Below are 26,160 nucleotides of genomic sequence, written 5' to 3'. Positions count from 1 at the left end.
CGAGATTTGCGGGTCGCGCGCGCGGCGGTAGCCCGCGACGCGCCGCGAACCCCAGCGCTCAGGAACGGGCGGGGGCGCGCTCTACGCGCGGCACGCCCTTCGCGCGCGCCTGCCAAAGGTCGTAAGCAACCTGCATGGCGAGCCACAGATCGGCGCGGCCGCCGTTCTCTTCGCCGAGCCATGCCTCGAGGCGCAGCGCCATTTCCGGGGAGATGCCGGCGCGGCCATTGAGCACGCGCGAGAGCGCCGCGCGAGTGACGCCGAGTTGCGCCGCGGCCTCCGTTACGGTGAGCCCCAGCTCCGGGAGGATGTCGTCGCGCAGCGTTTCGCCGGGGTGCGGCGGGTTGTGCATGCGTATCGTGTCGTTCATCTTGCTCGTGCCCCAGTGATAGTCGTGATAGTCGACCAGGACCGCGTGGCGGCCTTCGAACGCAAAAGTCAGGCGCCAGTTGCCGCTGACGAGAATCGCGTGATGGCCGTCGAGACGGCCTTCCAGCGCATGGCAGCGCCAGCCCGGCACGTTCATGTCCCGGGGCGACTCGGCCTCGTCGAGCCGCGCCAGCTGACGCCGCAGGCGCGGTACATGATCGGGCCGGATGCCCGCCTTGTTGCCAGTGAAAAAGAACGCCTTGAGCCCTTTGTGGTTCCACGACTTGATCATGACTCCCCAGACTAAGCAGATCCAACATGGGTGGATCTGGAGCCAGGATCCGGCTTGGGGTCGGTGCGCGCTCTCCGTATAGCGTATAGGCTCACTATACGCACCGCGCGTAGCGCAGTCAACGGGTTGACTTCGCGCAAGGCTCCAGCGCCGCCCGCAATCGAGCAGCGCGATGAGCGTCCCACGACGCACAGATGGCCAACAGTCAGCCGTTCGGCTTACGCTCGAGAGGCATTGCGCCGATAATTCCCTCGCAGGGCACTGAATGGCATTGATAAAGGAGCACAACGTGGCGCCACGCGACGCACGAAACGAGAGCGCACACGCCGCCGACGGCGTGTATTTCGGCCTGATGTCGGGCACCAGCATGGATGGCGTGGACGGCATTGCCGTGCGCTTCGAGGCAGGCCAGCGGCCAGTGGTGCTGGCCGAGGCGTTCGTCGGCTTTGCGCAGGGGCTGCGCGAGGCGCTCTTTTCGTTGCAGCAGCCAGGCGAGAACGAGATCGAACGCGAAGCGCTCGCCGGCAACGCGCTGGCTGCCCGCTATGCGGTGTGCTGCCACGAGTTGCTGCGCGGGAGCAACGTGCCCCCCGCCGAGGTGCGCGCGATCGGCGCGCACGGCCAGACCGTGCGACATCGGCCGGAGAAAGGCTACACCGTGCAGATCCAGAACCCGGCGCTGCTTGCGGAACTCACGCATATCGACGTGATCGCCGACTTCCGCAGCCGCGACGTCGCCTCGGGCGGCCAGGGTGCGCCGCTCGTGCCCGCGTTTCATGCGACGCTGTTCGGCTCGCAGGAGGACACGCGCGTGGTCTGCAACCTTGGCGGCATCAGCAACATCACGGTGCTCTCGTCGACGGGCGCCGTGCGCGGCTTCGACTGCGGCCCGGCCAACGCCCTGCTCGACCTGTGGGCCGAGCGGCATCTAGGCAAGCCCTACGACGAGAACGGCAAGTTCGCCGCGAGCGGCAATCTGCACCAGCCGCTTCTGAATGCCCTGCTCGACGAACCGTTCTTCGAGCAGCAGCCGCCCAAGAGCACAGGCCGCGATCTTTTCAATGCCCAGTGGCTCGACGACAAACTCAAGGGCTTCGAGTCGCTCACGCCCGCCGACGTGCAGGCCACGCTGGTCGCCCTGACCGCCGTGAGCGTGGCACGCGAGATCGAGCGTCACGCGAGCGATTGCCGTGCCGTGTATGTCTGCGGCGGCGGCGCGCGCAATGCGGCATTGATGGCGGCACTGCAGAAGGCGCTCGAAACGGGCGGTGTGGCGGGCGTACCGGTCACGACCACCGAGGCCCTCGGCGTCCCGCCGCATCAGGTGGAGCCGCTTGCCTTCGCGTGGCTCGCCATGCGCTGCGTGGCACGCGAACCGGGCAATCTCGCGGCCGTAACCGGGGCTGCCGGCGAGCGCGTGCTGGGAGCGATTTACCCGCGCTGAACAAGCGCACACCAATAAAAAAACGGGGCCGAAGCCCCGTTACATTTATTGCAGCAATCGATCAGACCGAGAACGACGAGCCGCAACCGCACGTGGTGGTCGCGTTCGGGTTCTTGATGACGAATTGCGCGCCGTTCAGATCGTCTTTGTAGTCGATCTCGGCGCCGACGAGGTACTGATAGCTCATCGAGTCGATCAGAAGCTGGACGCCGTTGCGGTTCATCACGGTGTCGTCTTCGTTGACCGTTTCGTCAAACGTGAATCCGTACTGGAAGCCCGAGCAGCCGCCGCCCTGCACGAATACGCGCAGCTTCAGCTCCGGGTTGCCTTCCTCGTCGATCAGTTGCTTGACCTTGTCAGCCGCTGCTTCGGTGAAAACGAAGGGACCGGGCATTTCGGTCGCGGTAGTTTCGGTGACAGCGCTCATTCGAACTCTCCAAAAAAGCTTCTAGCCGCTATTGTAGGGCTCTTCCCGATATCGTGCTTAAGCCCACGAAATCAAGGGGTTTCTCCAGATTGTCGCAGCTTGCGCGCCACACGTGCGGCGCGCCGACGAAAACGAAAAAACAAACGAAAAAAGCCGCCCGGCGCACGAAGCGCGGACGGCTTTTGCAGTTGCGCTGCAACCCGCGAGGGGCGCAGGCGCCAAGCGCCAATGTGAAATTAACGCTTCGAGAACTGCTTGCGGCGACGTGCCTTGTGGAAACCGACCTTCTTACGTTCCACTTCACGTGCGTCACGGGTGACGAAGCCAGCTTGCGACAGTGCCGGCTTGAGCGTTGCGTCGTAGTCCATCAGCGCGCGCGTGATGCCGTGGCGAACTGCGCCGGCCTGGCCGGTTTCGCCGCCGCCCGTCACGTTCACCTTGATGTCGAACGTCGTGCCGTGGTTCGTGAGTTCCAGCGGTTGACGCACGATCATGAGCGACGTTTCGCGCGAGAAGTAGTCGGCGATGGGCTTGCCGTTGACGACGATCTCGCCCTTGCCCGACTTGATGAAGACACGAGCGACGGCGCTCTTGCGGCGGCCCGTACCGTAATTCCAGTTACCGATCATGTGGGCTCCCCTTAGATCTCGAGCGCCTTCGGCTGTTGCGCCGAGTGCGGGTGCGTTGCGTCTGCGTAGACCTTCAGCTTCTTGATCATCGCGTAGCCGAGCGGGCCCTTCGGCAGCATGCCCTTCACGGCCTTCTCGAGCGCGCGGCCCGGGAAGCGTTCCTGCATCTTGCCGAACGTCGTTTCGTAGATACCGCCCGGGTAACCCGAGTGACGGTAGTACTTCTTGTCGGTGGTCTTGTTGCCCGTGACCTTCAGCTTGCCGGCGTTGATGATGATGATGAAATCACCAGTGTCGACGTGCGGGGTGAACTCAGGCTTGTGCTTGCCGCGAAGACGGCGTGCCACTTCGCTGGCGACACGGCCGAGAACCTTATCCGTCGCGTCAATCACGTACCATTCGCGCTGCACTTCATGTGCCTTGGCGGAAAAAGTCTTCATGATCGATCCAAAAAAAATGCTGTGCCCTGTTTTGGTCCTGCTTGTGTGGTGACGCTCGTTGACGTCGGCGCAGGCTCTCCCTGGTTCGAGTTTCCCCGTCTCCGCGCGGACATGGATGCGGAGAACCTACGATTATAAAGGGAAATTTGGCGGCGAGTCAAAAAATTGCTTGCTGTAGGCGCAGAGGCGGGCAAAACGGGGGCCGCGGAACGGGGGCCGCGGACGAAAAAAAGCCCGAACGCGTTTGTTCGGGCTTAATCCACTCTTTGGAGGAGGGTGGAGGAGACATGCTGAGGTGTCGTGAAGCACGACAACCAATGAGACGAATTATACGGATGGGCCTTGTGCGGCGCAAGACCATTTGCATTGCGAAATCCAAAACCACAATGTGAAATTCGCTTAAGTCAGCACGTCGGCAGAAAAATTCTTAAAAATCAGTGCATTGGAAACTCGCCTTGCGAAAAGCATGCGAGACAACTAGAGCGAAACCCCTAATTGCACAAGGGAAATCCGTCTTGTCCATAGGATGCCGCGACGCAACATTCAAGCACGAGGCCTAAGCCGCGCGCCGCCGTGTCCCCCCGGACATACCAGCAAGGTGCGGGCTACAATGCCGTCTGAATCAAGAAACCGCGCAGGGGCACACGCATATGGAATGCAAAGTTAGCTGGATGGGTCAGGACGGCATGGCGTTCGCGGCCGAAACGGGCAGCGGCCATCTCGTCAACATGGACGGCGCACCGGAAGGCGGCGGCCACAACCTCGCGCCGCGGCCGATGGAAATGGTGCTGCTCGGCACCGGCGGCTGCACGGCCTACGACGTGGTGCTGATCCTCAAGAAGAGCCGCCAGGAAGTGAGCGGCTGCAGCGTGACGCTCAAGGCCGAGCGCGCAAGCGAAGACCCCAAGGTCTTCACGAAGATCCACTTCCACTTCACCGTGACCGGCAAGAACCTGAACCCGGCCACCGTGGAGCGCGCGATCAACCTCTCGCACGACAAGTACTGCTCGGCGTCGATCATGATCGGCAAGACTGCCGAGATCACGCATACGTTCGAGATCGTCGCGGCTTAATATCTGCGGCAAAAATCGGCGGCAAAAGAAAAAAGCCGGCGCGGTTCTGCAAAGAACCGCGCCGGCTTTTTGCATGAATGAGGCTGCAAAGCAGGCCGATAAGCCGGATTCTGTGCACACGCCGCGTCCGAAGACGCGCCGCGCGTGGCAGCCATTCCTCTAGGCGCGCCATTGCTGACGCGCTCAAGCTTCCTACCCGCAGACGGAATGGGGGCCCCATCCTGCATCCCGAAGATGCGCGCCTGCCTACTTGGAATTGCTCCGGGTGGAGGTTACCGTGCCGTCTACGTCACCGCAGACGCGGTGCGCTCTTACCGCACCGTTTCACCCTTACCTGATCCCGACCGAAATCGGGCCATCGGCGGTCTGTTCTCTGTTGCCCTGTTCCGCGTGTCGCCACGGATGGCCGTTAGCCATCACCCTGCCCTGTGGAGTCCGGACTTTCCTCGCCTCTTTGGCCGAAACCTCGGAGCCGCGACTGCCTAGCCTGCTTTGCGAGGCGCGATATTAGCACGGGCGGGCGCGCCGCGCCGGGGGCCGGATCGATTGCCGCCCGCCTGGCTTTTAGCGCGTCCGGCGGCCGGCGCGAAAGACGGTGGCGTCGTCGTAGAACGACGGATCCTCGTTTTGCGCCCACCAGCCCGGAATGCCGAGCACCGGCAGCGGCGCGAAGCTGCGCCCATTGAGCGCGTCAGGCGCCGCGTCGGCGGCGAGCGTCACGCTCACTGTTTCGTCCAGATGCGCGTCGCGTTGCGCGCGCGGCCACGTGAAGTACGCTTGCGGCACCTCGACCACCCAGGCGTGCGCCGTGCACGCCGCATAAGGCGAAATCATCTTTTCGAGCAGCGCGTGGCCGAATACGCGGACTTCGCAACGCGCCGCGCCGATCGTCTCCCCGAAAGCCGCTTCCCAGCCTGCGCGCTGCGCCACGAACAGCGTGCGCCAGTCGAAGCCGCGCAACGCCGCGACCAGCGTCGCATCGGATGAGGCAAAGAGCACCGCGTTCTCGTCGAACAGCGTGAGCGCGTCGCGCACGCCGCCGCGCGTGGGGCCCACGCCCAGCACGTCGATCGCCGCGGCCTGGCGCGCGTTCAGCGTCGCCTTGATGCGCGGGAACGCGAACCAGGCGAGCGCGTTGAAGAAGTCGTGGAGGTTGTGGCGCGTCGGCACGCAGCCCGTCGCCGCGATGTGCGCCTCGTAGGCCGAGCCCTCGGGCAGGTCGTCCTGGGCGATGAAGCGCAGCGGCTGGCCGCGGCCCGTGCTTTGGGCGGCAGCCCGCGCATCGCCGTTCAGTTCAGCCAGGTACGCCGCGTAGCCCGCCAGCGCGGCCTGCTGCCAGCGCCGGCCGCGCGCTTCGTGTTGCGCGAACCACGGGCGGGTCCAGTCGATGTCGGTGAAACTGCCCAGCGGCATCGTTCGGCGCGGGGCGCGCGCGGGTATCGGTGCGTGCGCATCGACTGCCCCGATCGGCGCGACCGTTGCGCCCGCAGCCACGCCCTGCCCCGCCTCGTTCAAGCGAGTTTCCAGCCGATCGTCTCGCCGCCGCGCAGCGGCACGACGGGCGTACCGCCTGCCTCGACTTCGGCGGGCAGCGTCCAGCTCTCGCGACGCAGCGTGACCGTTTCGGTCGCGCGCGGCAGGCCGTAGAAGTCTGCGCCGTAGAAGCTCGCGAAGCCCTCGAGCTTGTCGAGCGCGCCCGCGTTGTCGAACGCTTCGGCGTAGAGCTCGAGCGCGTGCAGCGCCGTGTAGCAGCCCGCGCAACCGCACGCGTGCTCCTTCAGACCCTTCGGGTGCGGCGCGCTGTCGGTACCGAGGAAGAAGCGATGATCGCCCGACGTCGCCGCGTCCACGAGCGCCACGCGATGCGTCTCGCGCTTGAGCACGGGCAGACAGTAGTAATGCGGACGAATGCCGCCCTGGAAGATCGCGTTGCGGTTGTAGAGCAGATGATGCGCGGTGATCGTCGCGCCGAGCAGGCCGGGCGCGCCATGATCGGCGCGGATGTAGTCGACGGCGTCCTTCGTCGTGATGTGCTCGAACACCACCTTGAGGCCCGGAAAATCGCGGCGCGTCGGAATCATCACGCGGTCGATGAAGACCTTTTCGCGGTCGAACAGATCGATGTCGGCGCTCGTCACTTCACCGTGCACGAGCAGCGGCATACCCACTTCCTGCATGGCTTCGAGCGTCTTCGCACACTTGCGGATGTCGGTCACGCCGGCGTCCGAATTCGTCGTCGCGCCCGCCGGATACAGCTTCACACCATGCACGAAGCCGCTCGCCTTCGCGCGGCGAATTTCTTCGGGCGGCGTGTTGTCGGTGAGATAGAGCGTCATCAGCGGCTCGAACGTCGAGCCCGCCGGCAGCGCCGCGAGAATCCGCTCGCGGTAGGCGGCGGCCTGCTCGGTCGTCGTGACCGGCGGCTTGAGGTTCGGCATGATGATCGCGCGGCCGAACTGGCGCGCCGTATGCGGCAGCACGGCCGCGAGCATCGCGCCGTCGCGCACGTGCAGGTGCCAGTCGTCGGGGCGGGCGAGCGTGAGAGTCGTGGGGGAAGAGGCGTTCATGGCAAGAGTCAGGCGCGGTAGTGAACCAACAGCGGTATGAATGAACGGCGGCAAGTTCGCTTGAAACGCGCTCAGGCTGCCGGAAATTCCGGGCATATCACGGGGAAAAACGCGGCGACGATCGATGCTGATACGACCCACGCGTTGCCCGCACCGTCGCGTGCACACGACAATCCGCGTTGCATCGCCCCCGGCACGCGCCCTTCTACGCAGGCCTGCAATGCATCCGAAAATTTCGTATTGGCGACCCGCAGGCCGGTGATATGCTTGGAAAATCATCATTGTAACGGGTCGACGGCGGGTCCCGCCTACCACTGCAGCCGCCGCCTCAGCCGTCCCAGTCGCATTACGCACCATCAGTACCATGTGCCAACTTCTCGGAATGAATTGCGCCGCGCCGACGGACGTCACGTTCTCCTTCACAGGATTCGCGGCGCGCGGCGGCGCCACCGATCACCACGCCGACGGCTGGGGTATCGCGTTCTTCGAGGACAAGGCCTGCCGCCTCTTCATCGACAACGAGGCCTCGGCACGTTCGCCGATTGCCGAGATGGTCAAGCACTACCCCATCAAGTCGCGCAACACCATTGCCCACATCCGCAAGGCCACGCAAGGCAACTGCGCGCTCGAGAACAGTCATCCGTTCCAGCGCGAGCTGTGGGGCCGGCACTGGATCTTCGCGCACAACGGCGACCTTCAGGACTTCAATCCGGTGATGTCGGGCGTCTACCAGCCGGTTGGCACGACCGATAGCGAGCGCGCGTTCTGCCTGCTGCTACAAGGCTTGCGCAAGGCGTTCCCCGGTGCGCAGCCGCCACTCGCCGAGCTGTTCGCCGCGCTGGAGTCGCTCACGCGCGAGGTCACGCAGTTCGGCGTCTTCAACTTCCTGATGTCGAACGGCCAGGCGCTGTTCGCGCATTGCTCGACGCATCTCTACTATCTCGTGCGACGCTGGCCGTTTTCGACGGCCCATCTCGTCGACGCCGATGTCTCCATCGACTTCGCCAAGTACACGACGCCCGAGGACCGCGTGGCCGTGATCGCCACCGCGCCGCTCACCGACAACGAGGTCTGGACGCGCTTCGCCCCCGGCGACCTGCTGATGTTCCAGCACGGCGACGTGATCGCCCAGGCGAGCGTGCCGGTGCCGCAGAAGGTGCTCGACAAGCTCGCCAACCCGTCGCTCGACGCTTCGGCCAGCGCACCGTGCGCCGGGCAGCCGAGCGAGATCGACCCGGAAGCCGTGGACGCACTGCAGACCTGGGGCGAGTAATCCGGGCGACGCCAGAAACGAAAAAGCCGCGCATCGAGCGCGGCTTTGTTTTCGAAGCGTGCGAAGCCTCAGTGCAGGATCTTCGCCAGAAAATCCTTCGCGCGATCCGACTTCGGGCTCGCAAAGAAGGCTTCCTTCTGGTCGTCTTCCACAATGGCGCCCTTGTCCATGAAGATCACGCGGTGCGCGACCTTCTTTGCAAAGCCCATTTCGTGCGTCACGCACATCATGGTCATGCCTTCCTGGGCAAGCTCCACCATCACGTCGAGCACCTCGTTGATCATCTCGGGATCGAGCGCCGAGGTCGGCTCGTCGAACAGCATGGCGATGGGGTCCATCGACAGCGCGCGCGCAATCGCCACACGCTGCTGCTGGCCGCCCGAGAGCTGGCCCGGGAACTTGTCGGCGTGCGCGCGCAGGCCCACGCGGTCGAGCAGTTTCAGGCCCTTTTGGGTGGCCTCGTCCTTGCCGCGGCCGAGCACCTTGATCTGCGCGAGCGTGAGATTCTCGGTAATCGACAGATGCGGGAACAGTTCGAAGTGCTGAAACACCATGCCCACCTTCGAGCGCAGCTTCGAGAGATTGGTGCGCTTGTCGCCCACCGACTCGCCGTTCACGAGAATCTCGCCCTGCTGGAACGGTTCGAGCCCGTTGACGGTCTTGATGAGCGTGGACTTGCCCGAGCCCGAAGGCCCGCACACCACCACCACCTCGCCCTTCTTCACTTCCGTCGTGCAGTCGGTCAGCACCTGGAAATGGCCGTACCACTTCGAAACGTTCTTAATTGAAATCATCTTGCGACCTTTTTCTGAAGACCTTTGACAAGGCTCGACGCGATCACGCAAATCACGAAATAACACGCGCCCGCGAACAGTACCATTTCGACCATCGTCCCGTCACGGTCGCCGATATTGGTGGACGTGCGGAAGAAGTCGGCGAGGCTGATCACGTACACGAGCGAGGTGTCCTGAAACAGCACGATGGCCTGCGTCAGCAACAGCGGCACCATCGCGCGGAACGCCTGCGGCAGCACCACGAATTGCATGGCCTGGCCGTAGCGCATGCCGAGCGCGAACGCAGCGTTCACCTGCCCGCGCGGCACCGCCTGAATGCCCGCACGAATGATCTCCGAATAATACGCGGCCTCGAACAGCGAGAACGCGATCATCGCGGACGCGAGGCGAATGTCGATGTCGGGCGACAGACCCAGCACGTTTTGCAGCACCTGCGGCACGATCAGGAAGAACCACAGCAGGACCATCACGAGCGGGATCGAGCGGAAGATCGTGACGTAGCCCTTGGCGAACCATTCGAGCGGCTTCACGCTGGAAAGCCGCATGAGCGCGAGCAGCGTGCCCCAGAGAATGCCGACCACGATCGCGCACAGCGTGATCTTGAACGTGATGATCGCGCCCGTCCACAGGGTGGGCAGCGCGCCGGGAATGCCGCTCCAGTCGAAGTGATGCATCACTTGCCTCCGATGTAGCCGGGCAGACGCGACTTCGCCTCGACCCAGCGCATGAGCGTCATGACGACGAGGTTGATGATCACGTAAGCGAGCGTGACGGCGATGAACGACTCATAGGTTTGCGCCGTGTAGTCGACGAGCTGACGCGCCTGGGCCGACAAATCGAGCAGGCCGATCGTCGAGGCGACCGCCGAGTTCTTGAAGATGTTGAGGAACTCGGAGGTGAGCGGCGGCACGATGATGCGATACGCCACCGGCAGCAGCACATAGCGGTACGTCTGCCACTGCGTGAAGCCCATGGCGAGGCCGGCTGCGCGCTGGCCGCGCGGCAGCGCGTTGATGCCCGAGCGCACCTGTTCGCACACGCGCGCCGCGGTAAAGAGCCCGAGACACACGACCGACGCCGAAAAGAACTGCACGCCCGGCGGCGATTGCTTGAACGCATTGCCGAGCGCTTGCGGCACGATTTCCGGCAGCACGAAGTACCAGATGAAGAACTGCGCGATAAGCGGGATATTGCGGAAGATCGCCACATAAACTGTGCCGACTCCCGCGAGAAATTTGTTCGGCACCGTGCGCAGCACACCGAAGAACGACCCGACGATGAGCGCGATCACCCACGCGCACAGCGACACCGAGACCGTCACCCAGAGGCCGGAAAGAATCCAGCCGAGGTACGTGGTGGGTTCGCCCGTCGAGACCGGGCTGAGCAGAATGCCCCAGTTCCAGTGATAGGACATCAAGAGACTCCAAGAAAAAGAACGGAAGAAGCGGCGCTTCTTCCGTTCCGTGCTAAACGCAAAATGCGGGTCGACCGGCCGGGGCCGTGTTAATCGATCGCCTTGTCGTTCGGATTCTTGAACAGCGCTTTCATGTCTTCGCTCATCGGGAAGTTCAGGTTGAGACCCTTCGGCGGGATCGGCGACTCGAACCACTTCTTGTAGATCGTTTCGCCTTCGCCCGAGGTCTGGACCTTGGCGATGGCGTCGTCGGCGACCTTCTTGAACTCGGGGTCGTTCTTGCGCATCATGCAGCCGTACGCTTCACGCGACTGCGGCTGGCCGACGATCACGAAGTCGCCCGGATTGTTCGACTTGGCGCGCTCGCCCGCGAGCAGCGCGTCGTCCATCATGAACGCCACTGCACGGCCCGTCGAGAGCGTCATGAACGACTCGCCGTGGTCCTTCGCGCTGATGATGTTCATGCCCATGCTCTTGTCCTGGTTCATCTTGCGCAGGAGGCGCTCGGACGTCGTGCCCGCCGTCGTCACGACGGTCTTGCCCTTGAGGTCGGCGAAGTCCTTGACGCCCGAATCCTTCTTCGTCATGAGGCGCGTGCCGATTACGAAAATCGTGTTCGAGAAGGCGGCCTGCTGCTGACGTTCGGCATTGTTCGTGGTCGAGCCGCATTCGATGTCCACCGTGCCGTTCTGCACGAGCGGAATGCGGTTCTGCGAGGTGATGGGCACCAGCTTGACCTTCAGGTTAGGCATGTTCAGCTTCTGCTTGACTGCCTCGACGATCTTCATCGCGTAGTCTTGCGAGTAGCCGATCACATTCTGCTTGTCGTCGTAGTACGAAAAAGGAATGGACGACTCGCGGTGCCCCAGCGAGATGACGCCCGTGTCCTTGATCTTCTTGAGCGTGCCCGCGTCCTGCGCGAAAGCGCTGGTGGCGACGCAACCAAGGAGTGCGAGCAGTGCGGCGGTCTTTTTGATTTGCATTGTTTTCTCCGGTACAAGAACCGCCGCCAGTTTATCAAAGTAATTTTTTTGAAAGAATCAAGAGTGACCCTGGCGCAACGGCTGAATGTGCGAAGGCGGACGCCCCCTTGTGGAGGACGTCCGCCTTCTATGCGCCTTGATGTGCAGCGCAAAAACCTGTCACGGCGCAGTCACGGTTTCGTCACTTCGCTGCGCGCCTTGCCTGGCGCCGCATGCAGCGTCGCGACGCCTGCCAACCGGGTGCGATCAGGGATACAGACCGCGCATTTCGCGCGCCATCAGGATGCGCTTACATGCCACGATGAACGCCGCGGTACGCATCGAGACCTTCTGCTCGCTCGACACTTGCCACACGGCAGTGAAGGCTTCGCGCATCACGCGTTCGAGACGTTCGTTAATTTCGTGCTCGGTCCAGAAGAAGCTCGAGAAGTCCTGCACCCACTCGAAGTACGAAACGGTCACGCCGCCCGCGTTCGCCACCACGTCGGGGATCACGAGCACGCCCTTGTCGTGCAGGATGTCGTCGGCGGCCGTCGTGGTCGGGCCGTTGGCGCCTTCCACGATGATCTTCGTGCGGATCTTGCCCGCGTTCTTCTCGGTGATCTGGTTTTCCAGCGCGGCCGGAATGAGGATGTCGGTTTCGACGGTCCAGAATTCGTCGTTCGCCATCACTTCGGCGCCCGCAAAGCCCGCCACGCCGCCCGTCTTCGCGACGTGCTCGAGCAGCGCTTCCGCGCTCATACCGCTCGAGTTGTAGAGCGAGCCGGTATGGTCCTGCACGGCGACGATCTTCGAACCGGCTTCCTGGAACAGGCGCGCGGCAATGCCGCCCACGTTGCCGAAGCCCTGCACGGCAATACGTGCGCCGTCGATCGAAAGACCCGTGCGGCGCGCGGCCTCGCAGCCGACCACGAACACGCCGCGGCCCGTGGCTTCGCGGCGGCCGAGCGAGCCGCCGAGCGAGATGGGCTTGCCCGTCACGACGCCCGTGGCCGTCTGGCCCTGGTTCATCGAGTAGGTGTCCATCATCCACGCCATGATCTGCTCGTTCGTGTTGACGTCCGGCGCAGGAATGTCGGTGTTCGGTCCGATGATGATGCCGATTTCGCTGGTGTAGCGACGCGTCACGCGCTCGAGCTCACCACGCGACAGCGTGCGCGGATCGACGCGGATACCGCCCTTCGCACCGCCGTACGGCACGTTCACTGCAGCGTTCTTCACCGACATCCACGCGGACAGCGCCATTACTTCGGAGAGCGTAACGTCCTGGTGATAACGCACGCCGCCCTTGCCGGGACCACGCGATACGTTGTGCTGGACACGATAGCCTTCGAAGTGCGCGACGGTGCCGTTATCGAGTTCGATGGGGCAGTCGACGATCAGGATACGCTTCGGACGCTTGAGCGTTTCGAGCCAGCGCGAGAGCGAGCCGAGATACGGCGCCACGCGGTCGACCTGACGAAGATAGTTGCCCCAGGGGCCGAGATCATCGGCGTGGAGATAGGAAGGAACCGACTGCAGTTGGGATGACATGAACGCTCCGATCGAACAAGTGGTGCCATTGTCAGAAAACGCCCACGTGAAATCCAATGCCGTTTGATCATCCCGTTATGCTTTTCGTGCATAACGTCCCCGAAGTCGAAAAAACGTGTCGCGGGCTCCGTGTTCAGGCCTTACAGGCTGAAATAGCCTGACTGTTTGCGTCGCCGTTGTGAGTTCAGCTTGCCGTTTCGTCAGCGCCTGCCCTGCGCAAGTTCCTCGCTGACCGCCTCCCACAGCTCGCGCACGAGCGCCTGGCGCGCGTCGTCGCCCTGCGTCGCGAGCTTGTCGCGATAGAGGCGGATCTCCATGTCGAGCGTGAACTGGCCCTCCGGCACGCCACGCGTGCCACGGTCGAGGCGAATCAGGTCGCCCTGGGCCACGGCGTCTTCCACCGCGCTATGCGGCAGGAAGGCGATGCCGTGACCGGCCAGCGTCATCGCCTTGAGCCCTTCCGCCATGTCCGTTTCGTAGACGCGGTCCAGATAGAGCCGCGCCGGTGCGTTGGCAACGATCACCTCGGTCATGCGGCCGAGATACGCGTTCGGCGTATAGGAGAGATACGGTGCGGGCGCATCGGGCGTGCCGGGCAGCGTGTAACGCGCACGCCCCGCGCGCTGCGGCGCCGAGTACGGGCTGATCGACTCGATGCCGAGCGTCAGCGTGTCGTAACGCGCGGGGTCGAGCGTCACGGGGTGGCTCGGGTGGTGATAGCCCATCACGAGGTCGCAGCCGCCCTCCACCAGTGACAGCACGGCGTCGTGCACGTTCAGTGCGCGCAGCCGCGTGTGGATGCGGCCGAGCTTCGCCTCGATGCGCTGCAGCCAGCGCGGAAAGTACGTGAGCGAAAGCGTGTGCGGCACCGCGAACTCGATCGTCGCCGCGGGTGTGGCCGTGTGGCCGCGCAACAGTGTGCGCGCCTCGTGAAACTGCGAAAGCATCGCGAGCGCCTGCTCGTAGAAGACCTGACCCGCCGCCGTGAGGCGGGTCGGATAAACCGAGCGATCGATCAGTTCGGTGCCGAGCCACGCTTCGAGCGCCTGAATGCGGCGCGAGAAAGCCGGCTGCGTTACGTGGCGCAGCTCGGCTGAGCGACTGAAACTATGCGTCTCCGCAAGCGAGACGAAGTCTTCGAGCCATTTGAGTTCCATGCGAGGCGAGCGAGCGGATGAGAAGTCCGCATTCTAGGCCCGCGGGCACACGCCTGGGCGGCGGTGCGGCGAATATCGCGCGGCGCGCCGGACGGATGCCTTAGCGGAACGCCTCGGAAAGCGCGGCTTCCAGTTCGGCGACCACGCCGCGCCAGTCGCCGAGCGTGGACTGGCGGAATACGCGCGCCGACGGATACCAGACCGAATCGGCGCGATCCTTGCCCCAGCGCCAGTCGGGCTGCGCGGCGAGCAGTACCCATACGGGCTTGCCGAGCGCGCCGGCGAGGTGCGCGACCGACGTATCGACCGTGATGACGAGGTCGAGCGCCTCGATGAGCGCCGCCGTGGCCGCGAAGTCGTGCAGATCGTCGCCGGGCGCGTCCATCGGCCAGCGGCCCGCGACCGCCGCAAGCTGCGCGGCCGCCGGGCCTTTCTGGAGCGCGAACCAGGCGTTGCCGGGAAGCGCGGAGAGCGGCAGAAGCGACTTGAGCGGCACGGAGCGGAAAGCGTCGAAAAGATGGCGCGGGTTGCCCGCCCAGACTAGCCCGATACGGCGCTGCGCGGCGCCGGCCAGTGCGTTCACGCGGGCGCGCCAGGCGGCGGCCTGCACGGCATCGGCGCGCATATACGGCGTGTCGGCGTAGATCGGCCAGCCGGGAAACTTCAGCGGCAGGCTCATCACGTCGCACCCGTAGTCGTAGTGCGAGGCGATTGCATCGTCGCCCGGCGCGGCGTCGAGCACGCGTGCGACACCCGGCACCGTCGCCGCGAGCGACGCCAGCTCCGGCGCGACCCACGCGTGAACCTGCGCGCCCATCTGCGCCAGCAGGCCCGCATAGCGCACGAACTGGATCTGATCGCCCACGCCCTGCTCGCGGCAGATCAGGAAGCGTTTGCCTTGCAGCGGCTCGCCCTGCCACTCGGGGCACGGCAGCTTGCGGTAGTTGGCTCTGGCGGTCGAGGTGAGCTTGCGGTCCTCGAAGAGCGGCCAGCCGCCGGCATAGTCTTCGCGCCGCAGCATCAGCATGCCGAGCTGAAAGCGCGATTCGGGCAAGTCGGGGTTCAGCGCCAGTGCGCGGCGATATTCGATCTCCGCTTCGTCGTAGCGCGCCAGCGCGGTCAGCGCGAAGGCCAGATTGTTGATGATGCCCGCCCCGTCGGGCTTGAGTTCCGCGGCGCGCCGGTAGAGCGGGATCGCGTTTTCGTAGCGGTGCATCGCGTCATAGGCATAGCCGAGTTCGAAGAGCGCGAACACGTTGTCGGGCTCGCGTGCGATCACGGCCTCGAAGCAGGCGGCCGCTTCGGCGTACTGCTTCATCGCGCGCAGCAGGCGACCCATGTGGATCGACGTCCTCAGATCGCTGGGATCGAGCGCCGCGGCGGTACGGAACTGAGCAAGTGCGGCGACTTTTTCGCCGGTGGCTTCCAGTGCGCGTCCGAGATTGAACGCGAAGTGTGCGGATTGCGGCTCCAGCGAACGCGCACGCCGATAGTGTTGCGCCGCGCCGGCGAGATCGCCGAGTTCCATCAGCGCATTGCCGAGATTGTTGTGCGCGTTCGCGAAGCCGGGGGCGAGCGCCAGTGCCCTGCGCTGCCAGGCCGCGGCGCCCGCAGGGTCGCCAGGCGGTTCGCGACCACGCCGCGGTTGGCCAGATATTCGGCGCCGTCAGGCGTCTGCGCGAGCGCGCGGTCCATCAGATCGGCAGCTTCCTGCAGTTGGCCGCGGCCGAGCGCAATCACGCCCAGATAGTGCAGTGCGCCGGGATTTTCGGGGTGCGCCGCGAGCGCGGACTGATAGTAAGCGTGGGCGTCAGCGACCCGGCCCGCGCGGTGGCAAGCCAGGCCGGCTTCGATCAGGGCAGCGGCCTCTTTGGCAGCGAGGATGGGAGCATCGAGAGTCATGGCAGCAAGTATTTGATTAAGCGCAAACTTTTGACGTGATCGCACTCTATATCCGTCTCAAAACGCCCCATCGCGTCAACAGGCCGGTTCGACTAAACGCCTTGAGGTGCGTCACGGGCCTGCGCTCAGCCGTGGCTGACAGCGCCGCCCTCGGCCCCTGGCGGCAAGGTGATAAAATCTCGGGTTCCCGCCGTCTCGAATCTGACTGCAACCGACTGCCAACTGAGCGTAACGCGCCACGTTACGTCCCCATCATGTCCGACACTCGTCCCGATACCCTCTTCGCGCTCAACGCGCTCTCCCCGCTCGACGGCCGCTACGCCTCGAAAACCGAAGCGCTGCGTGACTGGCTCTCGGAAGCCGCGTTCATGCGCAACCGCGTGACCGTGGAAATCCACTGGCTGATCGCGCTCTCGCAGGCCGGTTTCGCGGAAGTGCCGCGCTTCTCGGCAGCCTCGGAGCAATTCCTGCTCAAGCTCGCCGAGAACTTCACGGCGCACGACGCCGCGCGCATCAAGGACATCGAGCGCGTAACGAACCACGACGTGAAGGCCGTGGAGTACTGGCTCAAAGAGTCGGTGAAGGGTCAGCCGGAACTGGAGCGCGCAAGCGAGTTCATCCACTTCGCCTGCACCTCGGAAGACATCAACAACACGTCGCACGGCCTGATGCTCGCAGGCGCACGCGAGCACGTGATCCTGCCGGCGCTGCGCTCGGTGCATCAACGCCTCGTCGCGCTCGCGCACACGCACGCCGAGCAGCCGATGCTCTCGCGCACGCACGGCCAGCCGGCCAGCCCCACGACGCTCGGCAAGGAAATCGCCAACGTCGCGGCGCGTCTCGCGCGTGCGATCCAGCGCGTCGAGAAGGTCGAACTGCTCGGCAAGATGAATGGCGCAGTCGGTAACTTCAATGCGCATCTCTCGGCGTATCCGGAATTCGACTGGGAAGCCTTCTCGAAGGAAGTCGTCGAGCAGCGTCTGAAGCTCACGTTCAACCCGTACACGATCCAGATCGAGCCGCACGACTACATGGCGGAACTGTTCGACGCCGTCGCGCGCGCGAACACGATCCTGCTCGACCTCGACCGCGACGTCTGGGGCTATATCTCGCTCGGCTACTTCAAGCAGAAGACGAAGGCCGGCGAAATCGGCTCGTCGACCATGCCGCACAAGGTCAACCCGATCGACTTCGAAAATTCGGAAGGCAACCTCGGCCTCGCGAACGCGACGCTGCGTCACCTCGCCGACAAGCTGCCCGTCTCGCGCTGGCAGCGCGACCTCACCGACTCGACTGTGCTGCGCAACATCGGTGTCGCATTCGGCTACTCGCTGCTCGCGTACGACGCGCTGATCCGCGGTCTGGACAAGCTCGAAGTGAACCCGCAGCGCCTGAACGACGACCTCGACGCCACGTGGGAAGTGCTGGCCGAGCCGGTGCAGACGGTCATGCGCCGCTACGGCATCGAGAACCCGTACGAGCAGCTCAAGGAACTCACGCGCGGCAAGGGCATTACGCGCGAAGCGCTGCAGACGTTCGTGAGCGGTCTGGCAATTCCTGATGACGCGAAGAAGCGTCTGCTGGAGATGACGCCTGCGTCGTACGTGGGCAAGGCCGTGGAGCTGGCAAAGCGGATTTCGTAATCGCCACACCGCAAGGTCATAAAAAAAGCGCTCGATCGAATCGAGCGCTTTTTCGTTTACCGCCGCACGATCGCGTGGCCGTGCGTGGCCGCGAGATCAGGACGCCTGATTGCGGCGCGTTTCCATCTGCTTCATGACCTCGTCGACGATCTGCTCGGGCGTGAGCTCGATGCTCACCTCGATCGCCTCGTCCGCGCCCGGCGCTTCGAGCGTATCGAGCTGGCTTTGCAGCAGCGACGGGTCGAAGAAGTGGCCGGTGCGCGATGCGAGCCGCTCGTGCAGCACTTCGAACGAGCCCTTCAGGTAGACGAAGCACACGTCGCGGTCGTTGCCGCGCAGGATGTCGCGATACGAGCGCTTGAGCGACGAGCAGGTGAACACGGCCGTTTCGCGGGCGCGCTGCTTCTCCTCGATCGCCGCGCGAATCGTACGCAGCCACGGCCAGCGGTCGTCGTCGGTGAGGGGAATGCCGTCGTGCATCTTCTTCTTGTTGGCTTCGCTGTGGAAGGCGTCGCCGTCGGTGAAGCTGCACTTGAGGCGCTCGGCGAGCATTTCGCCGATGCGTGTCTTGCCTGCGCCCGACACGCCCATCGCTATCAGAATCATTTACTGCTCCTGTCGAACGGAGTTCGCGCTTTAGCGCTGACTCCGGTCCCATGCAACAAAGTTGCGCGTTACACCACCGCTGCGAGGGCGAAGGTAAGCCCGAGGCCCAGCAGCGAAATAATGGTCTCCAGCAACGACCACGTCTTGAACGTCTGCACGACACTCATGCCGAAATACTCCTTGATCAGCCAGAACCCGCCGTCGTTGACGTGCGAGAAGATCAGCGAGCCCGAGCCCGTGGCGAGCACGAGCAGTTCCGGCTTCACGGTCATGGCGCTGGCCGATGCGATTGGCGCGACGATGCCGCAAGCCGTGGTCATGGCGACCGTGGCCGAGCCCGTGGCGAGACGGATCAGCGCGGCGACGAGCCAGCCGAGCAAGAGCGGCGACAGATGCTCGTTCTGCGCCAGCTCGACGATCTGCTTCGACACGCCGCTGTCCATCAGCACGCGGCCAAAGCCGCCGCCCGCGCCCACGATCAGCGTGATGCCCGCGATCGGCGCGAGACAGTCGCCGCAGAACTTCTGGATCTGCTCGCGCGTGAAGCCACGTTGCGCGCCGAAGGTCCAGAAGCTTACCAGCACGGCGATCAGCAGCGCGACGTCCGAGGTACCGACAAAGTGCAACAAATTGCTCGGCAGGCTCTTGGGCTCGAACACGAGATCGGCCCAGCTGCCGATCAGCATCAGGATCACCGGCAGCAGGATAGTGAAGAGCGTGACGCCGAAGCCCGGAAGCTCACTATCGGGCTTGGGGTCGGCCTTGCTCACGAACTGCTCGGAAAGCGGATTGCTCTCCGGCAGCTTGATGTAGCGGTGAATGAAGAGCGCGAAAAGCGGCCCGGCGATAATCGCCGTGGGCACGCCCACCATCAGGCCGTAAGCGATGGTCTTGCCGATGTCGGCGTGATACGCCTGCACGGCGAGCAGCGCGGCCGGGTGCGGCGGAATCAGCCCGTGCACGACCGAAAGGCCCGCCACCATCGGCAGGCCGATCAGCAGCAGCGACTTGCCGGTGCGCTTGGCGACGTTGAACGCGATCGGAATGAGCAGCACGAAGCCGACTTCGAAGAACACCGGCAAGCCGACGATGATCGCGACGACCATCATGGCCCAGTGAATATTCTTCTCGCCGAACCAGCGAATGAGTGTCGTGGCAATGCGCTCGGCACCGCCCGACTCCGCCATCATCTTGCCGAGCATCGTGCCGAGGCCCACCACGATGGCGATGTGGCCGAGCGTGTTGCCGTTGCCGGTCTCGAACGACTTGACGATCTGATCCATCGGCATGCCGACGGCGAGGCCGAGCAGCAGCGAAACGATGATCAGGACGAGAAACGGATAAACCTTGAAGCGCGTGATCAGCAGGATCAGCGCGGCGATCGCGACGAGCGCGTAAATCAGCAGCATGCTGCCGTGGGCCACTCCCATGAGGCTCCTCTCCAGGTAGTTGTTCGAAGTCCTTTTGCCCTGTGCGGCGACGGATGCGCGCAGCAGCGCCCATGCGGGACAAAAGTGCCGGCCGTCGCCGGGCCGGGGATTGTAGAGCTTATAACGACTTTTGGTGCAGCGTACTTAAAAGACACGCGAGCCGCGCAAGCGCGCGCCCGAAAGGCGCCGTTTGCGCGGCTCGCTGCACGCCCCCCGTACACGCGGGGCGCGGCATTCCGGTCTTCGTTGCGCCGCAACATGCAGCGCGCGCCTCAGCGCATCGAGCAGACGCGCTCGATTAGCGCACCGGGCGCGACAGCTCGCTCGCGGCGTGCGCAAGGCGCGTGACTTCGTCCCAGTTCTGCGCTGCGATGGCCGCCTTCGGCGTGAGCCACGAACCGCCCACACACACCACGTTGGGCAGCGCGAGGAAGGTCGGAGCGGATTCGGCGCTGATCCCGCCCGTCGGGCAGAACTTGAGCGTCGGGAACGGGCCGTGGAAGGCCTGCAGCATGTTCAGGCCGCCGGCCGGCACCGCCGGGAAGAACTTGACGATCTCGTAGCCCAGTTCCATCGCGACGATGATGTCGGTCGGCGTCATCACGCCCGGCAGCAGCGGCAGGCCCGCGTCGAGCGAAGCCTGATGGATCTCGCGCGTGAGGCCCGGCGAGACGCCGAACCGTGCGCCGGCCTTCTTCGCGAGCGCGCAGTGCTCGGGCTTCGTGATCGTGCCCACGCCCACGACGATGTCCGGGGCGATCTTCGCGGCGCGCTCGATCGCTTCGAGGCCAGCCTTCGTGCGCAGCGTGATTTCGAGCACCTTCACGCCGCCCGCGTGGAGCGCGCGGGAAACGTGCTCGCCCTGCTCCGGCGTGTCGAATGCGAGCACCGGGATGACGGGACCGAGGCGAACGATGTCGGCGACTGTGCTATTTGTCATGTTCAGGCTCCTTGATGATGAATTGAGTTCGCGGCGTGGGCCGGTGCATGGGTCGTCGCAGCGGCCGGTGCGGGCGCGGCCTGCTCGCCCACGAGCGGACCGAACACCGTGGCGCCCAGCTCCGCCGGCGCGGCGGTGGCGCGGAACACGCCGAACAGCTCGCGGCCAAAGCCCACTTCATTGAGCTCCTGATGCGCGGGCTGCGCGACCGGGCGCGCGTCCCACTCGGCGGCCTCGACTTCGACGTCGAGCACGCCTTCCACTGCGTCGATCACGATCGTATCGCCGTCGCGCACCTTGCCGATCGGGCCGTGCAGCAGCGTTTCAGGCGAAACGTGGATGACCGCGGGCACCTTGCCAGACGCGCCCGACATGCGCCCGTCGGTCACGAGCGCCACGTGAAAGCCCTTGTCCTGCAGCACGCCGAGCAACGGCGTGAGGCGGTGCAGCTCCGGCATGCCATTCGCGCGCGCGCCCTGGAAGCGCACGACAGCCACGAAATCGCGCTCGAGTTCGCCGCGGTCGAATGCTTCCTGCACGGCTTCCTGCGAATCGAACACGATGGCGGGCGCACGCACCTTGCGGCGCTCCGGCGCAACCGCGGAAACCTTGATGACACCGCGGCCCAGACGGCCCTGCATCAGGCGCAGGCCGCCGTCCGGCTGGAACGGCGTCGGCAGCGGACGCAGCACGGTCTCGTCGGCGCTCTTCTCGACCGCCGGCACCCAGGTGAGCTTGCCGTCGATGAGCTTCGGCTCCTCGGTGTAATGGCGCAGCCCACGGCCCGCAACGGTATTCACGTCTTCGTGCAGCAACCCGCCATCGAGCAGCTCGCGCACGAGGAAGGCGATGCCGCCCGCCGCGTGGAAATGGTTCACGTCGGCCTTGCCGTTCGGATAGACGCGTGCGAGCAGCGGCACGGCGTCCGAGAGCACGTCGAAGTCGTTCCAGTCGATGATGATGCCCGCCGCCCGTGCCATCGCCACGAGGTGCAACGTGTGGTTGGTCGAGCCACCCGTCGCCATCAGCGCGACGATGCCGTTGATCACGGCCTTCTCGTCGACCACATGGCCGATCGGCGTGTAATTGCCGCGCTCGACGGTGAGTTCGAGCACGCGGCGCGCCGCAGCGGCGGTGAGTTCGTCGCGCAACGGCGTATGCGGATGGATGAAGGCCGAACCCGGCAGATGGAGGCCCATGATCTCCATGAGCATCTGGTTGCTGTTGGCCGTGCCGTAGAACGTGCAGGTGCCGTGGCCGTGATACGCGGCGGCCTCCGATTCGAGCAGCGCCGCGCGATCGCACTGACCGGTGGCGAACTGCTGGCGCACCTTGGCCTTGTCGTCGTTCGTGATGCCGCTCGTCATCGGGCCGGCGGGCACGAAAATGGTCGGCAGGTGGCCGAATTGCAGCGCGCCGATCACCAGGCCCGGCACGATCTTGTCGCACACGCCGAGGCAGAGCGCCGCATCGAACATGTTGTGCGTGAGCGCGACGGCCGTGCTCATCGCGATCACTTCACGCGAAAAGAGCGACAGCTCCATGCCGGCGTTGCCTTGCGTCACGCCATCGCACATCGCCGGCACGCCGCCCGCGAACTGCGCGACGCCGCCGCCTTCGCGGGCCGCCTTCTTGATGATGTCGGGGAAATCCTTGTAGGGCGCGTGCGCCGAGAGCATCTCGTTGTATGCCGAAACGATGCCGATATTGGGCTCGCGAATCGACTTGATCGAGATCTTGTCGCGACCCTCGAGGCCGGCGAAGCCGTGGGCGAGATTCGCGCACGAGAGCGCGCCGCGCGCCGGGAACCGGTCCTGAGCCGCCGCGATGCGCGCCAGATAGGCCTCGCGCGTGGGCTTGCTGCGCTCGATCACGCGCTGCGTGACCTTCATCAACTGAGAATGCGGGGAAACCATCGAATCTCCTTCCTTCTTGTCACGGCGGGGACGCTCGGGGCCAGTTCAGGTGCGCTTTGGGCGCACCAGACAGCGATGGCGCGATGTTAGTAGAAAAACTACAAGACGACAATCCCGGTAAGACCCTGGGAGCGCGACGGTAAGCGAACGCCTAGTCTCATTATTTACAGGCCTTGCGCGTTGACGCGCGGCTGGACTGAAAAGAAGCAAACGGCGCTCCTGTAGTTTTTGTACATAACGTCCGATCCGTTATAGTCCACGGATCTTTCAGCATAGTGCGAGTTTCCTGATGCTGCTGTCCCAGGTGAAAGCCATGCGCGAGCAATTGCGCCCTTCGGAGCGCAAGCTCGCCGATTACGTGATTCAGGCGCCGCGCGAGGTGCTCGATCTGTCGATGACCGAGGTCGCCGAGCGCGCGGGCGTGAGCCAGCCGACCATCGCGCGGTTTTGCCATGCGCTGGGATTCTCGGGATTCCGGGAGTTCAAGATTCGTCTCGCGCAGGCCGTTGCCGCGGATCTGCCCTCGGAACACCCGGCCGTCTACCGCGACGTGAGCCCGGACGAGCCGGTGCCGGGCGTTGCGGCCAAGGTGCTCGACCGCACCATCGGCGCGCTCCTGCAGGTACGCAACAACCTCTCCACGGACTCGCTCGCCGCGGCGATCGGCCTGCTCGCGCACGCGGCGCGCATCGAGTTCTATGGTGCGGGTGGCTCGGGCATCGCCGCGCAGGACATGCAGCACAAATTCTTCCGGCTCGGCATGCCGAGCGTCGCGTATTCGGATCCACAGACGTTCCTGATGTCGGCGGCGCTGCTCGGCCCCGGCGATGTCGTGGTGGCGATCTCGAACACGGGGCGCACGCGCGACATCGTGGATGCCGCGCGCACGGCGCTCGATCGCGGCGCCAAGGTGATCGCCATCACGCACGGCACGTCGCCGCTCGCGCGCCTGGCGAGCGTCGGCCTGCACGCGAACGTCGACGAGGACACCGACGTCTTCTCGCCGATGACTTCGCGGACTTCGCATCTCGCGATCGGCGACATACTCGCGGTGGGTGTGGCGCTGCAGCGCGGTCCGGAGCTCGCAGAGAAACTCGCCGATGCGAAGGAGATCATCGCGCGAAGAAGGCTGGACGCGAACGGCTGACGGCGGACCAGAAGGCGCACCAAAAAAAGCGGACTCCCGAGGGAGTCCGCTTTGCGTTCAGGCCCGAACTACGCGGCCGATCGCCTGGGGAAAGCCGGGCTTACCACTGGTACGACATACCGCCGCCGATCGTGGCACCGCCACCCGATGCATACCCGCCGCCCACCTTCACCTTGAGGTTCTGCGTAATGCGCGCCGATGCGCCGAGCGCCACTGCCTGATAGCCCTGGAAGTTGGCCGTACCGATACCCACCGCGACGGTCTTGCCCTGATCGACTTCCGGAATCATCGTCAGCGCGGTTGCCGCCGCGATACCGCCGTAGGCGTTGCGCGCCACCGAGTTGACGTTGCTCTGGAGCGCATTCAGGCCGCCCTGCAACTGCCCCATGTTCACCGCATCGGTGGCGTGGACGCCATTCGCGACATTGGTGATCCGACGCTCATTGCCTTGCGAGCCCACGGACACGGTGTTGTCCTCGTCCGCGACCGAGTTCGCACCGAGCGCGACCGAGTTGTTGCCCATGGCTTTTGCCGAGTCGCCAATCGCCGTTGCGTTCGCACCCGAAGCGATCGCACCGCCGCCTGCCGCGATCGAGCTGGCGCCCGTGGCCGAAGCCGCGCCGCTCGTCGTGTTGGTCGACAGATACTCAGTGCCGTTGACGCTGATGTTCTGGATCTGCTGATTCAGGTTCGAGACCTCGACGTTCGTGGCGTACAACTGCGAGCCCGTCACGGCGTCCGTGCTCGACGCCGAGAGCTCGGCGTCCTGCAGGTTGGTCAGCTTGACCGCCGTCGTCGAATCCGGGCCGCCCAGCGTGACCTTGTCGTGTGCCGACGAGTCGTACTGAACCGCGTTTGCCACCTGACCAGAGATGTTGGTCACCGTTTGCTCGATGTTCGTTACACGGCCATCGATGTTCGAGATCGCGCTGCCGACGTTGTTGTAAGTGTCGCCGCCCACGACGTACGTCGGCGCCGAGACCGAGCCATCGGGGTTGACCGTCGAACCGCCGCCCAGCGCGCTGGCCGTGCTCGATGCGACACCGTAGAGCTGGCCGCCGTTCACGGCGTCGGTGCTGCTTGCCGCAACGACACCATTCGCGACGTTGTGCAGCGTCACCGGCGCGTGATCCAGCGACCCGCCGAGCGTGACCGAGTTCAGCGAGGTGTCGTCGTAGGCGACGAACGCGTTCGAGATGTTGCCCGACGGATCGACCTTCGCACCCATGGCTTCGAGCTGCGCGACGTTGACCGCGTCGTTCGCATCCACGCCGTTCGCCACGTTATGCAGCACGACCGGCGCATGCCCCGAGCCGCCGAACGTGACCGTATTGAGCGACGTGTCGTCATAGGCGACGAACGCGTTGCTGATGTTGCCCGATGCATCGGTCTTCGCGCCCAGCGCGTAGAGTTGCGAGCCATTCACCGCGTCGAGGCTCGAGGCGTTCAGCGCAGCATTCGCCACGTTCGTCAGCACGACCGGCGCGTGCGAGGTGCCTGCGCCGCCCAACGTCACCGTGTTCAGCGTCGTGTCGTCATAGGCGACAAACGCGTTGGTGATGTTGCCCGACCCATCGGTCTTCGCGCCCAGTGCGTACAGCTGCGAACCGTTCACCGCGTCGAAGCTCGTGGCGTTCAGCACGCCGTTCGCCACGTTCGTCAGCGCGACCGGAGCGTGGTCCGTGCCTCCGAGCGTCACCAGGTTCATCGACGGGTCGTCGTAGTGCACGGCGTTCGGGTCCGTCCCACTGCCACCGCCTGCGTTCAGCGCGGCAATCGCATCGCCCACGTTGTTGTAGGTCTTGTGATCGACAGTATAGGCCGGATTCACGATCGAACCGTCTGCGCTGTACGTTGAACCGCCGCCCAGCGCGCCAGCCGTGGAGCTGGCAAGGTTGTACAACTGCGCACCGTTCACGGCGTCGACGCTCGACGCATTCAGACGGCCAGCCGCGACGTTCGTCAGCACGACGGGAGCGTGGTCCGTGCTGCCCAGCGTCACCGAATCGTGCGTCGACGTGTCGTACATCACCGCGTCTGCGAGCTGGCCGTTGATGTTCGTGACGTCGCCTTGCAGGTTCGTGATGTCGGTCGTGTTCTGTGTCACGCGTCCGTCGAGGTTCGTGATCGCGCCACCCACGTTGTTGTAGGTGTCTCCACCTACGTTATACGTCGGGTTCG

24 protein-coding genes, 1 other RNA gene and 1 pseudogene are annotated in these 26,160 nt (G+C 64.7%); 5 read left to right on the top strand and 21 right to left on the bottom strand.

What is annotated here, in order from left to right; all coding sequences use genetic code 11:
• Positions 1 to 58: 58 nt before the first annotated feature.
• Positions 59 to 370 carry a HigA family addiction module antitoxin gene (locus AB4Y40_RS25565; RefSeq protein ID WP_368690366.1) on the bottom strand — a complete coding sequence of 104 codons (312 nt, stop codon included), beginning with the start codon at positions 368 to 370 and terminating at the stop codon, positions 59 to 61.
• Between the two features lie 15 nt (positions 371 to 385).
• Positions 386 to 661 (bottom strand): annotated as a pseudogene (locus AB4Y40_RS25560) (type II toxin-antitoxin system RelE/ParE family toxin); the annotation flags it as partial.
• A gap of 289 nt (positions 662 to 950) precedes the next feature.
• Here AB4Y40_RS25560 and AB4Y40_RS25555 point away from each other — a divergent pair.
• Positions 951 to 2,105: an anhydro-N-acetylmuramic acid kinase gene (locus tag AB4Y40_RS25555; RefSeq protein WP_368690190.1), complete on the top strand. Its 1,155-nt coding sequence runs from the start codon at positions 951 to 953 to the stop codon at positions 2,103 to 2,105.
• 61 nt (positions 2,106 to 2,166) lie between these two features.
• On the opposite strand, the gene erpA is transcribed toward AB4Y40_RS25555, so the two are convergent.
• From erpA to rplM, 3 genes are all read right to left on the bottom strand, one after another.
• On the bottom strand, positions 2,167 to 2,532 hold the full coding sequence (erpA, locus tag AB4Y40_RS25550) for an iron-sulfur cluster insertion protein ErpA (protein WP_042262553.1): 366 nt from the start codon (positions 2,530 to 2,532) through the stop codon (positions 2,167 to 2,169).
• A gap of 236 nt (positions 2,533 to 2,768) precedes the next feature.
• A complete protein-coding gene (gene rpsI, locus AB4Y40_RS25545) occupies positions 2,769 to 3,161 on the bottom strand; it encodes a 30S ribosomal protein S9 (protein WP_028209425.1) in 393 nt (130 codons plus the stop codon).
• Between the two features lie 11 nt (positions 3,162 to 3,172).
• Positions 3,173 to 3,601, bottom strand: a complete 429-nt coding sequence (rplM, locus tag AB4Y40_RS25540; RefSeq protein WP_027795838.1) for a 50S ribosomal protein L13 — start codon at positions 3,599 to 3,601, stop codon at positions 3,173 to 3,175.
• A gap of 650 nt (positions 3,602 to 4,251) precedes the next feature.
• On the opposite strand from rplM, the gene AB4Y40_RS25535 reads away from it, so the two are divergent.
• Positions 4,252 to 4,674, top strand: a complete 423-nt coding sequence (locus AB4Y40_RS25535) for an OsmC family protein (protein ID WP_027795839.1) — start codon at positions 4,252 to 4,254, stop codon at positions 4,672 to 4,674.
• A gap of 83 nt (positions 4,675 to 4,757) precedes the next feature.
• Here the strand turns inward: AB4Y40_RS25535 and rnpB are convergent.
• The 3 genes from rnpB to pyrC form a co-directional block, all read right to left on the bottom strand.
• Positions 4,758 to 5,168: RNase P RNA component class A (rnpB, locus tag AB4Y40_RS25530), an RNA gene on the bottom strand.
• A 70-nt stretch (positions 5,169 to 5,238) separates the two neighbouring features.
• Positions 5,239 to 6,087, bottom strand: a complete 849-nt coding sequence (locus AB4Y40_RS25525; protein ID WP_368690365.1) for a DUF3025 domain-containing protein — start codon at positions 6,085 to 6,087, stop codon at positions 5,239 to 5,241.
• Between the two features lie 98 nt (positions 6,088 to 6,185).
• Positions 6,186 to 7,241 (bottom strand): dihydroorotase, encoded by a 1,056-nt coding sequence (gene pyrC, locus AB4Y40_RS25520; RefSeq protein ID WP_368690189.1) that lies wholly within the window; start codon positions 7,239 to 7,241, stop codon positions 6,186 to 6,188.
• Positions 7,242 to 7,605: 364 nt separating this feature from the next.
• Here pyrC and AB4Y40_RS25515 point away from each other — a divergent pair, with 364 nt between their 5' ends.
• Positions 7,606 to 8,514, top strand: coding sequence for a class II glutamine amidotransferase (locus tag AB4Y40_RS25515; protein WP_368690188.1), 909 nt, complete (start codon positions 7,606 to 7,608; stop codon positions 8,512 to 8,514).
• Between the two features lie 68 nt (positions 8,515 to 8,582).
• Here the strand turns inward: AB4Y40_RS25515 and AB4Y40_RS25510 are convergent, their stop codons facing one another.
• The 8 genes from AB4Y40_RS25510 to AB4Y40_RS25475 form a co-directional block, all read right to left on the bottom strand.
• Positions 8,583 to 9,308, bottom strand: a complete 726-nt coding sequence (locus AB4Y40_RS25510) for an amino acid ABC transporter ATP-binding protein (protein WP_342919370.1) — start codon at positions 9,306 to 9,308, stop codon at positions 8,583 to 8,585.
• On the bottom strand, positions 9,305 to 9,982 hold the full coding sequence (gene gltK / locus AB4Y40_RS25505) for a glutamate/aspartate ABC transporter permease GltK (RefSeq protein WP_368690187.1): 678 nt from the start codon (positions 9,980 to 9,982) through the stop codon (positions 9,305 to 9,307). Before gltK ends, AB4Y40_RS25510 begins: the two co-directional genes overlap by 4 nt.
• Positions 9,982 to 10,722: an amino acid ABC transporter permease gene (locus AB4Y40_RS25500; RefSeq protein WP_133182381.1), complete on the bottom strand. Its 741-nt coding sequence runs from the start codon at positions 10,720 to 10,722 to the stop codon at positions 9,982 to 9,984. The genes gltK and AB4Y40_RS25500 overlap by 1 nt, the downstream gene beginning before the upstream one ends.
• An 89-nt stretch (positions 10,723 to 10,811) precedes the next feature.
• Entirely contained in the window at positions 10,812 to 11,705 is an 894-nt protein-coding gene (locus tag AB4Y40_RS25495; RefSeq protein WP_342919373.1) for a glutamate/aspartate ABC transporter substrate-binding protein, read from the bottom strand.
• Between the two features lie 246 nt (positions 11,706 to 11,951).
• A complete protein-coding gene (locus AB4Y40_RS25490; protein ID WP_069268469.1) occupies positions 11,952 to 13,238 on the bottom strand; it encodes a Glu/Leu/Phe/Val dehydrogenase in 1,287 nt (428 codons plus the stop codon).
• Positions 13,239 to 13,438: 200 nt separating this feature from the next.
• A complete protein-coding gene (locus tag AB4Y40_RS25485) occupies positions 13,439 to 14,395 on the bottom strand; it encodes a LysR family transcriptional regulator (RefSeq protein WP_368690186.1) in 957 nt (318 codons plus the stop codon).
• A gap of 100 nt (positions 14,396 to 14,495) precedes the next feature.
• On the bottom strand, positions 14,496 to 15,923 hold the full coding sequence (locus tag AB4Y40_RS25480; RefSeq protein WP_368690185.1) for a tetratricopeptide repeat protein: 1,428 nt from the start codon (positions 15,921 to 15,923) through the stop codon (positions 14,496 to 14,498).
• A complete protein-coding gene (locus AB4Y40_RS25475) occupies positions 15,923 to 16,297 on the bottom strand; it encodes a tetratricopeptide repeat protein (RefSeq protein WP_368690184.1) in 375 nt (124 codons plus the stop codon). The genes AB4Y40_RS25480 and AB4Y40_RS25475 overlap by 1 nt, the downstream gene beginning before the upstream one ends.
• Positions 16,298 to 16,551: 254 nt before the next feature.
• Here AB4Y40_RS25475 and purB point away from each other — a divergent pair, with 254 nt between their 5' ends.
• A complete protein-coding gene (gene purB / locus AB4Y40_RS25470) occupies positions 16,552 to 17,940 on the top strand; it encodes an adenylosuccinate lyase (RefSeq protein WP_368690183.1) in 1,389 nt (462 codons plus the stop codon).
• Between the two features lie 96 nt (positions 17,941 to 18,036).
• Here purB and AB4Y40_RS25465 read toward each other — a convergent pair whose 3' ends face one another.
• From AB4Y40_RS25465 to edd, 4 genes are all read right to left on the bottom strand, one after another.
• Positions 18,037 to 18,546, bottom strand: coding sequence for a gluconokinase (locus AB4Y40_RS25465; protein ID WP_368690182.1), 510 nt, complete (start codon positions 18,544 to 18,546; stop codon positions 18,037 to 18,039).
• A gap of 68 nt (positions 18,547 to 18,614) precedes the next feature.
• On the bottom strand, positions 18,615 to 19,976 hold the full coding sequence (locus tag AB4Y40_RS25460) for a GntP family permease (protein ID WP_368690181.1): 1,362 nt from the start codon (positions 19,974 to 19,976) through the stop codon (positions 18,615 to 18,617).
• A 298-nt stretch (positions 19,977 to 20,274) separates the two neighbouring features.
• Positions 20,275 to 20,916, bottom strand: coding sequence for a bifunctional 4-hydroxy-2-oxoglutarate aldolase/2-dehydro-3-deoxy-phosphogluconate aldolase (gene eda / locus AB4Y40_RS25455; RefSeq protein ID WP_368690180.1), 642 nt, complete (start codon positions 20,914 to 20,916; stop codon positions 20,275 to 20,277).
• Positions 20,917 to 20,918: 2 nt separating this feature from the next.
• Positions 20,919 to 22,832 carry a phosphogluconate dehydratase gene (gene edd, locus AB4Y40_RS25450; protein ID WP_368690179.1) on the bottom strand — a complete coding sequence of 638 codons (1,914 nt, stop codon included), beginning with the start codon at positions 22,830 to 22,832 and terminating at the stop codon, positions 20,919 to 20,921.
• 289 nt (positions 22,833 to 23,121) lie between these two features.
• Here edd and AB4Y40_RS25445 point away from each other — a divergent pair, with 289 nt between their 5' ends.
• Positions 23,122 to 23,979 (top strand): MurR/RpiR family transcriptional regulator, encoded by an 858-nt coding sequence (locus tag AB4Y40_RS25445; RefSeq protein ID WP_368690178.1) that lies wholly within the window; start codon positions 23,122 to 23,124, stop codon positions 23,977 to 23,979.
• 100 nt (positions 23,980 to 24,079) lie between these two features.
• Here the strand turns inward: AB4Y40_RS25445 and AB4Y40_RS25440 are convergent.
• A partial coding sequence (locus AB4Y40_RS25440; RefSeq protein WP_368690177.1) for a YadA family autotransporter adhesin occupies positions 24,080 to 26,160 on the bottom strand: 2,081 nt, incomplete at its 5' end.

The organism is Paraburkholderia sp. EG287B, from assembly GCF_040965595.1.
GTDB lineage: Bacteria > Pseudomonadota > Gammaproteobacteria > Burkholderiales > Burkholderiaceae > Paraburkholderia.
Note: the sequence above shows the minus strand (reverse complement) of the source record. Positions and strands in the feature narration are given on the sequence as shown.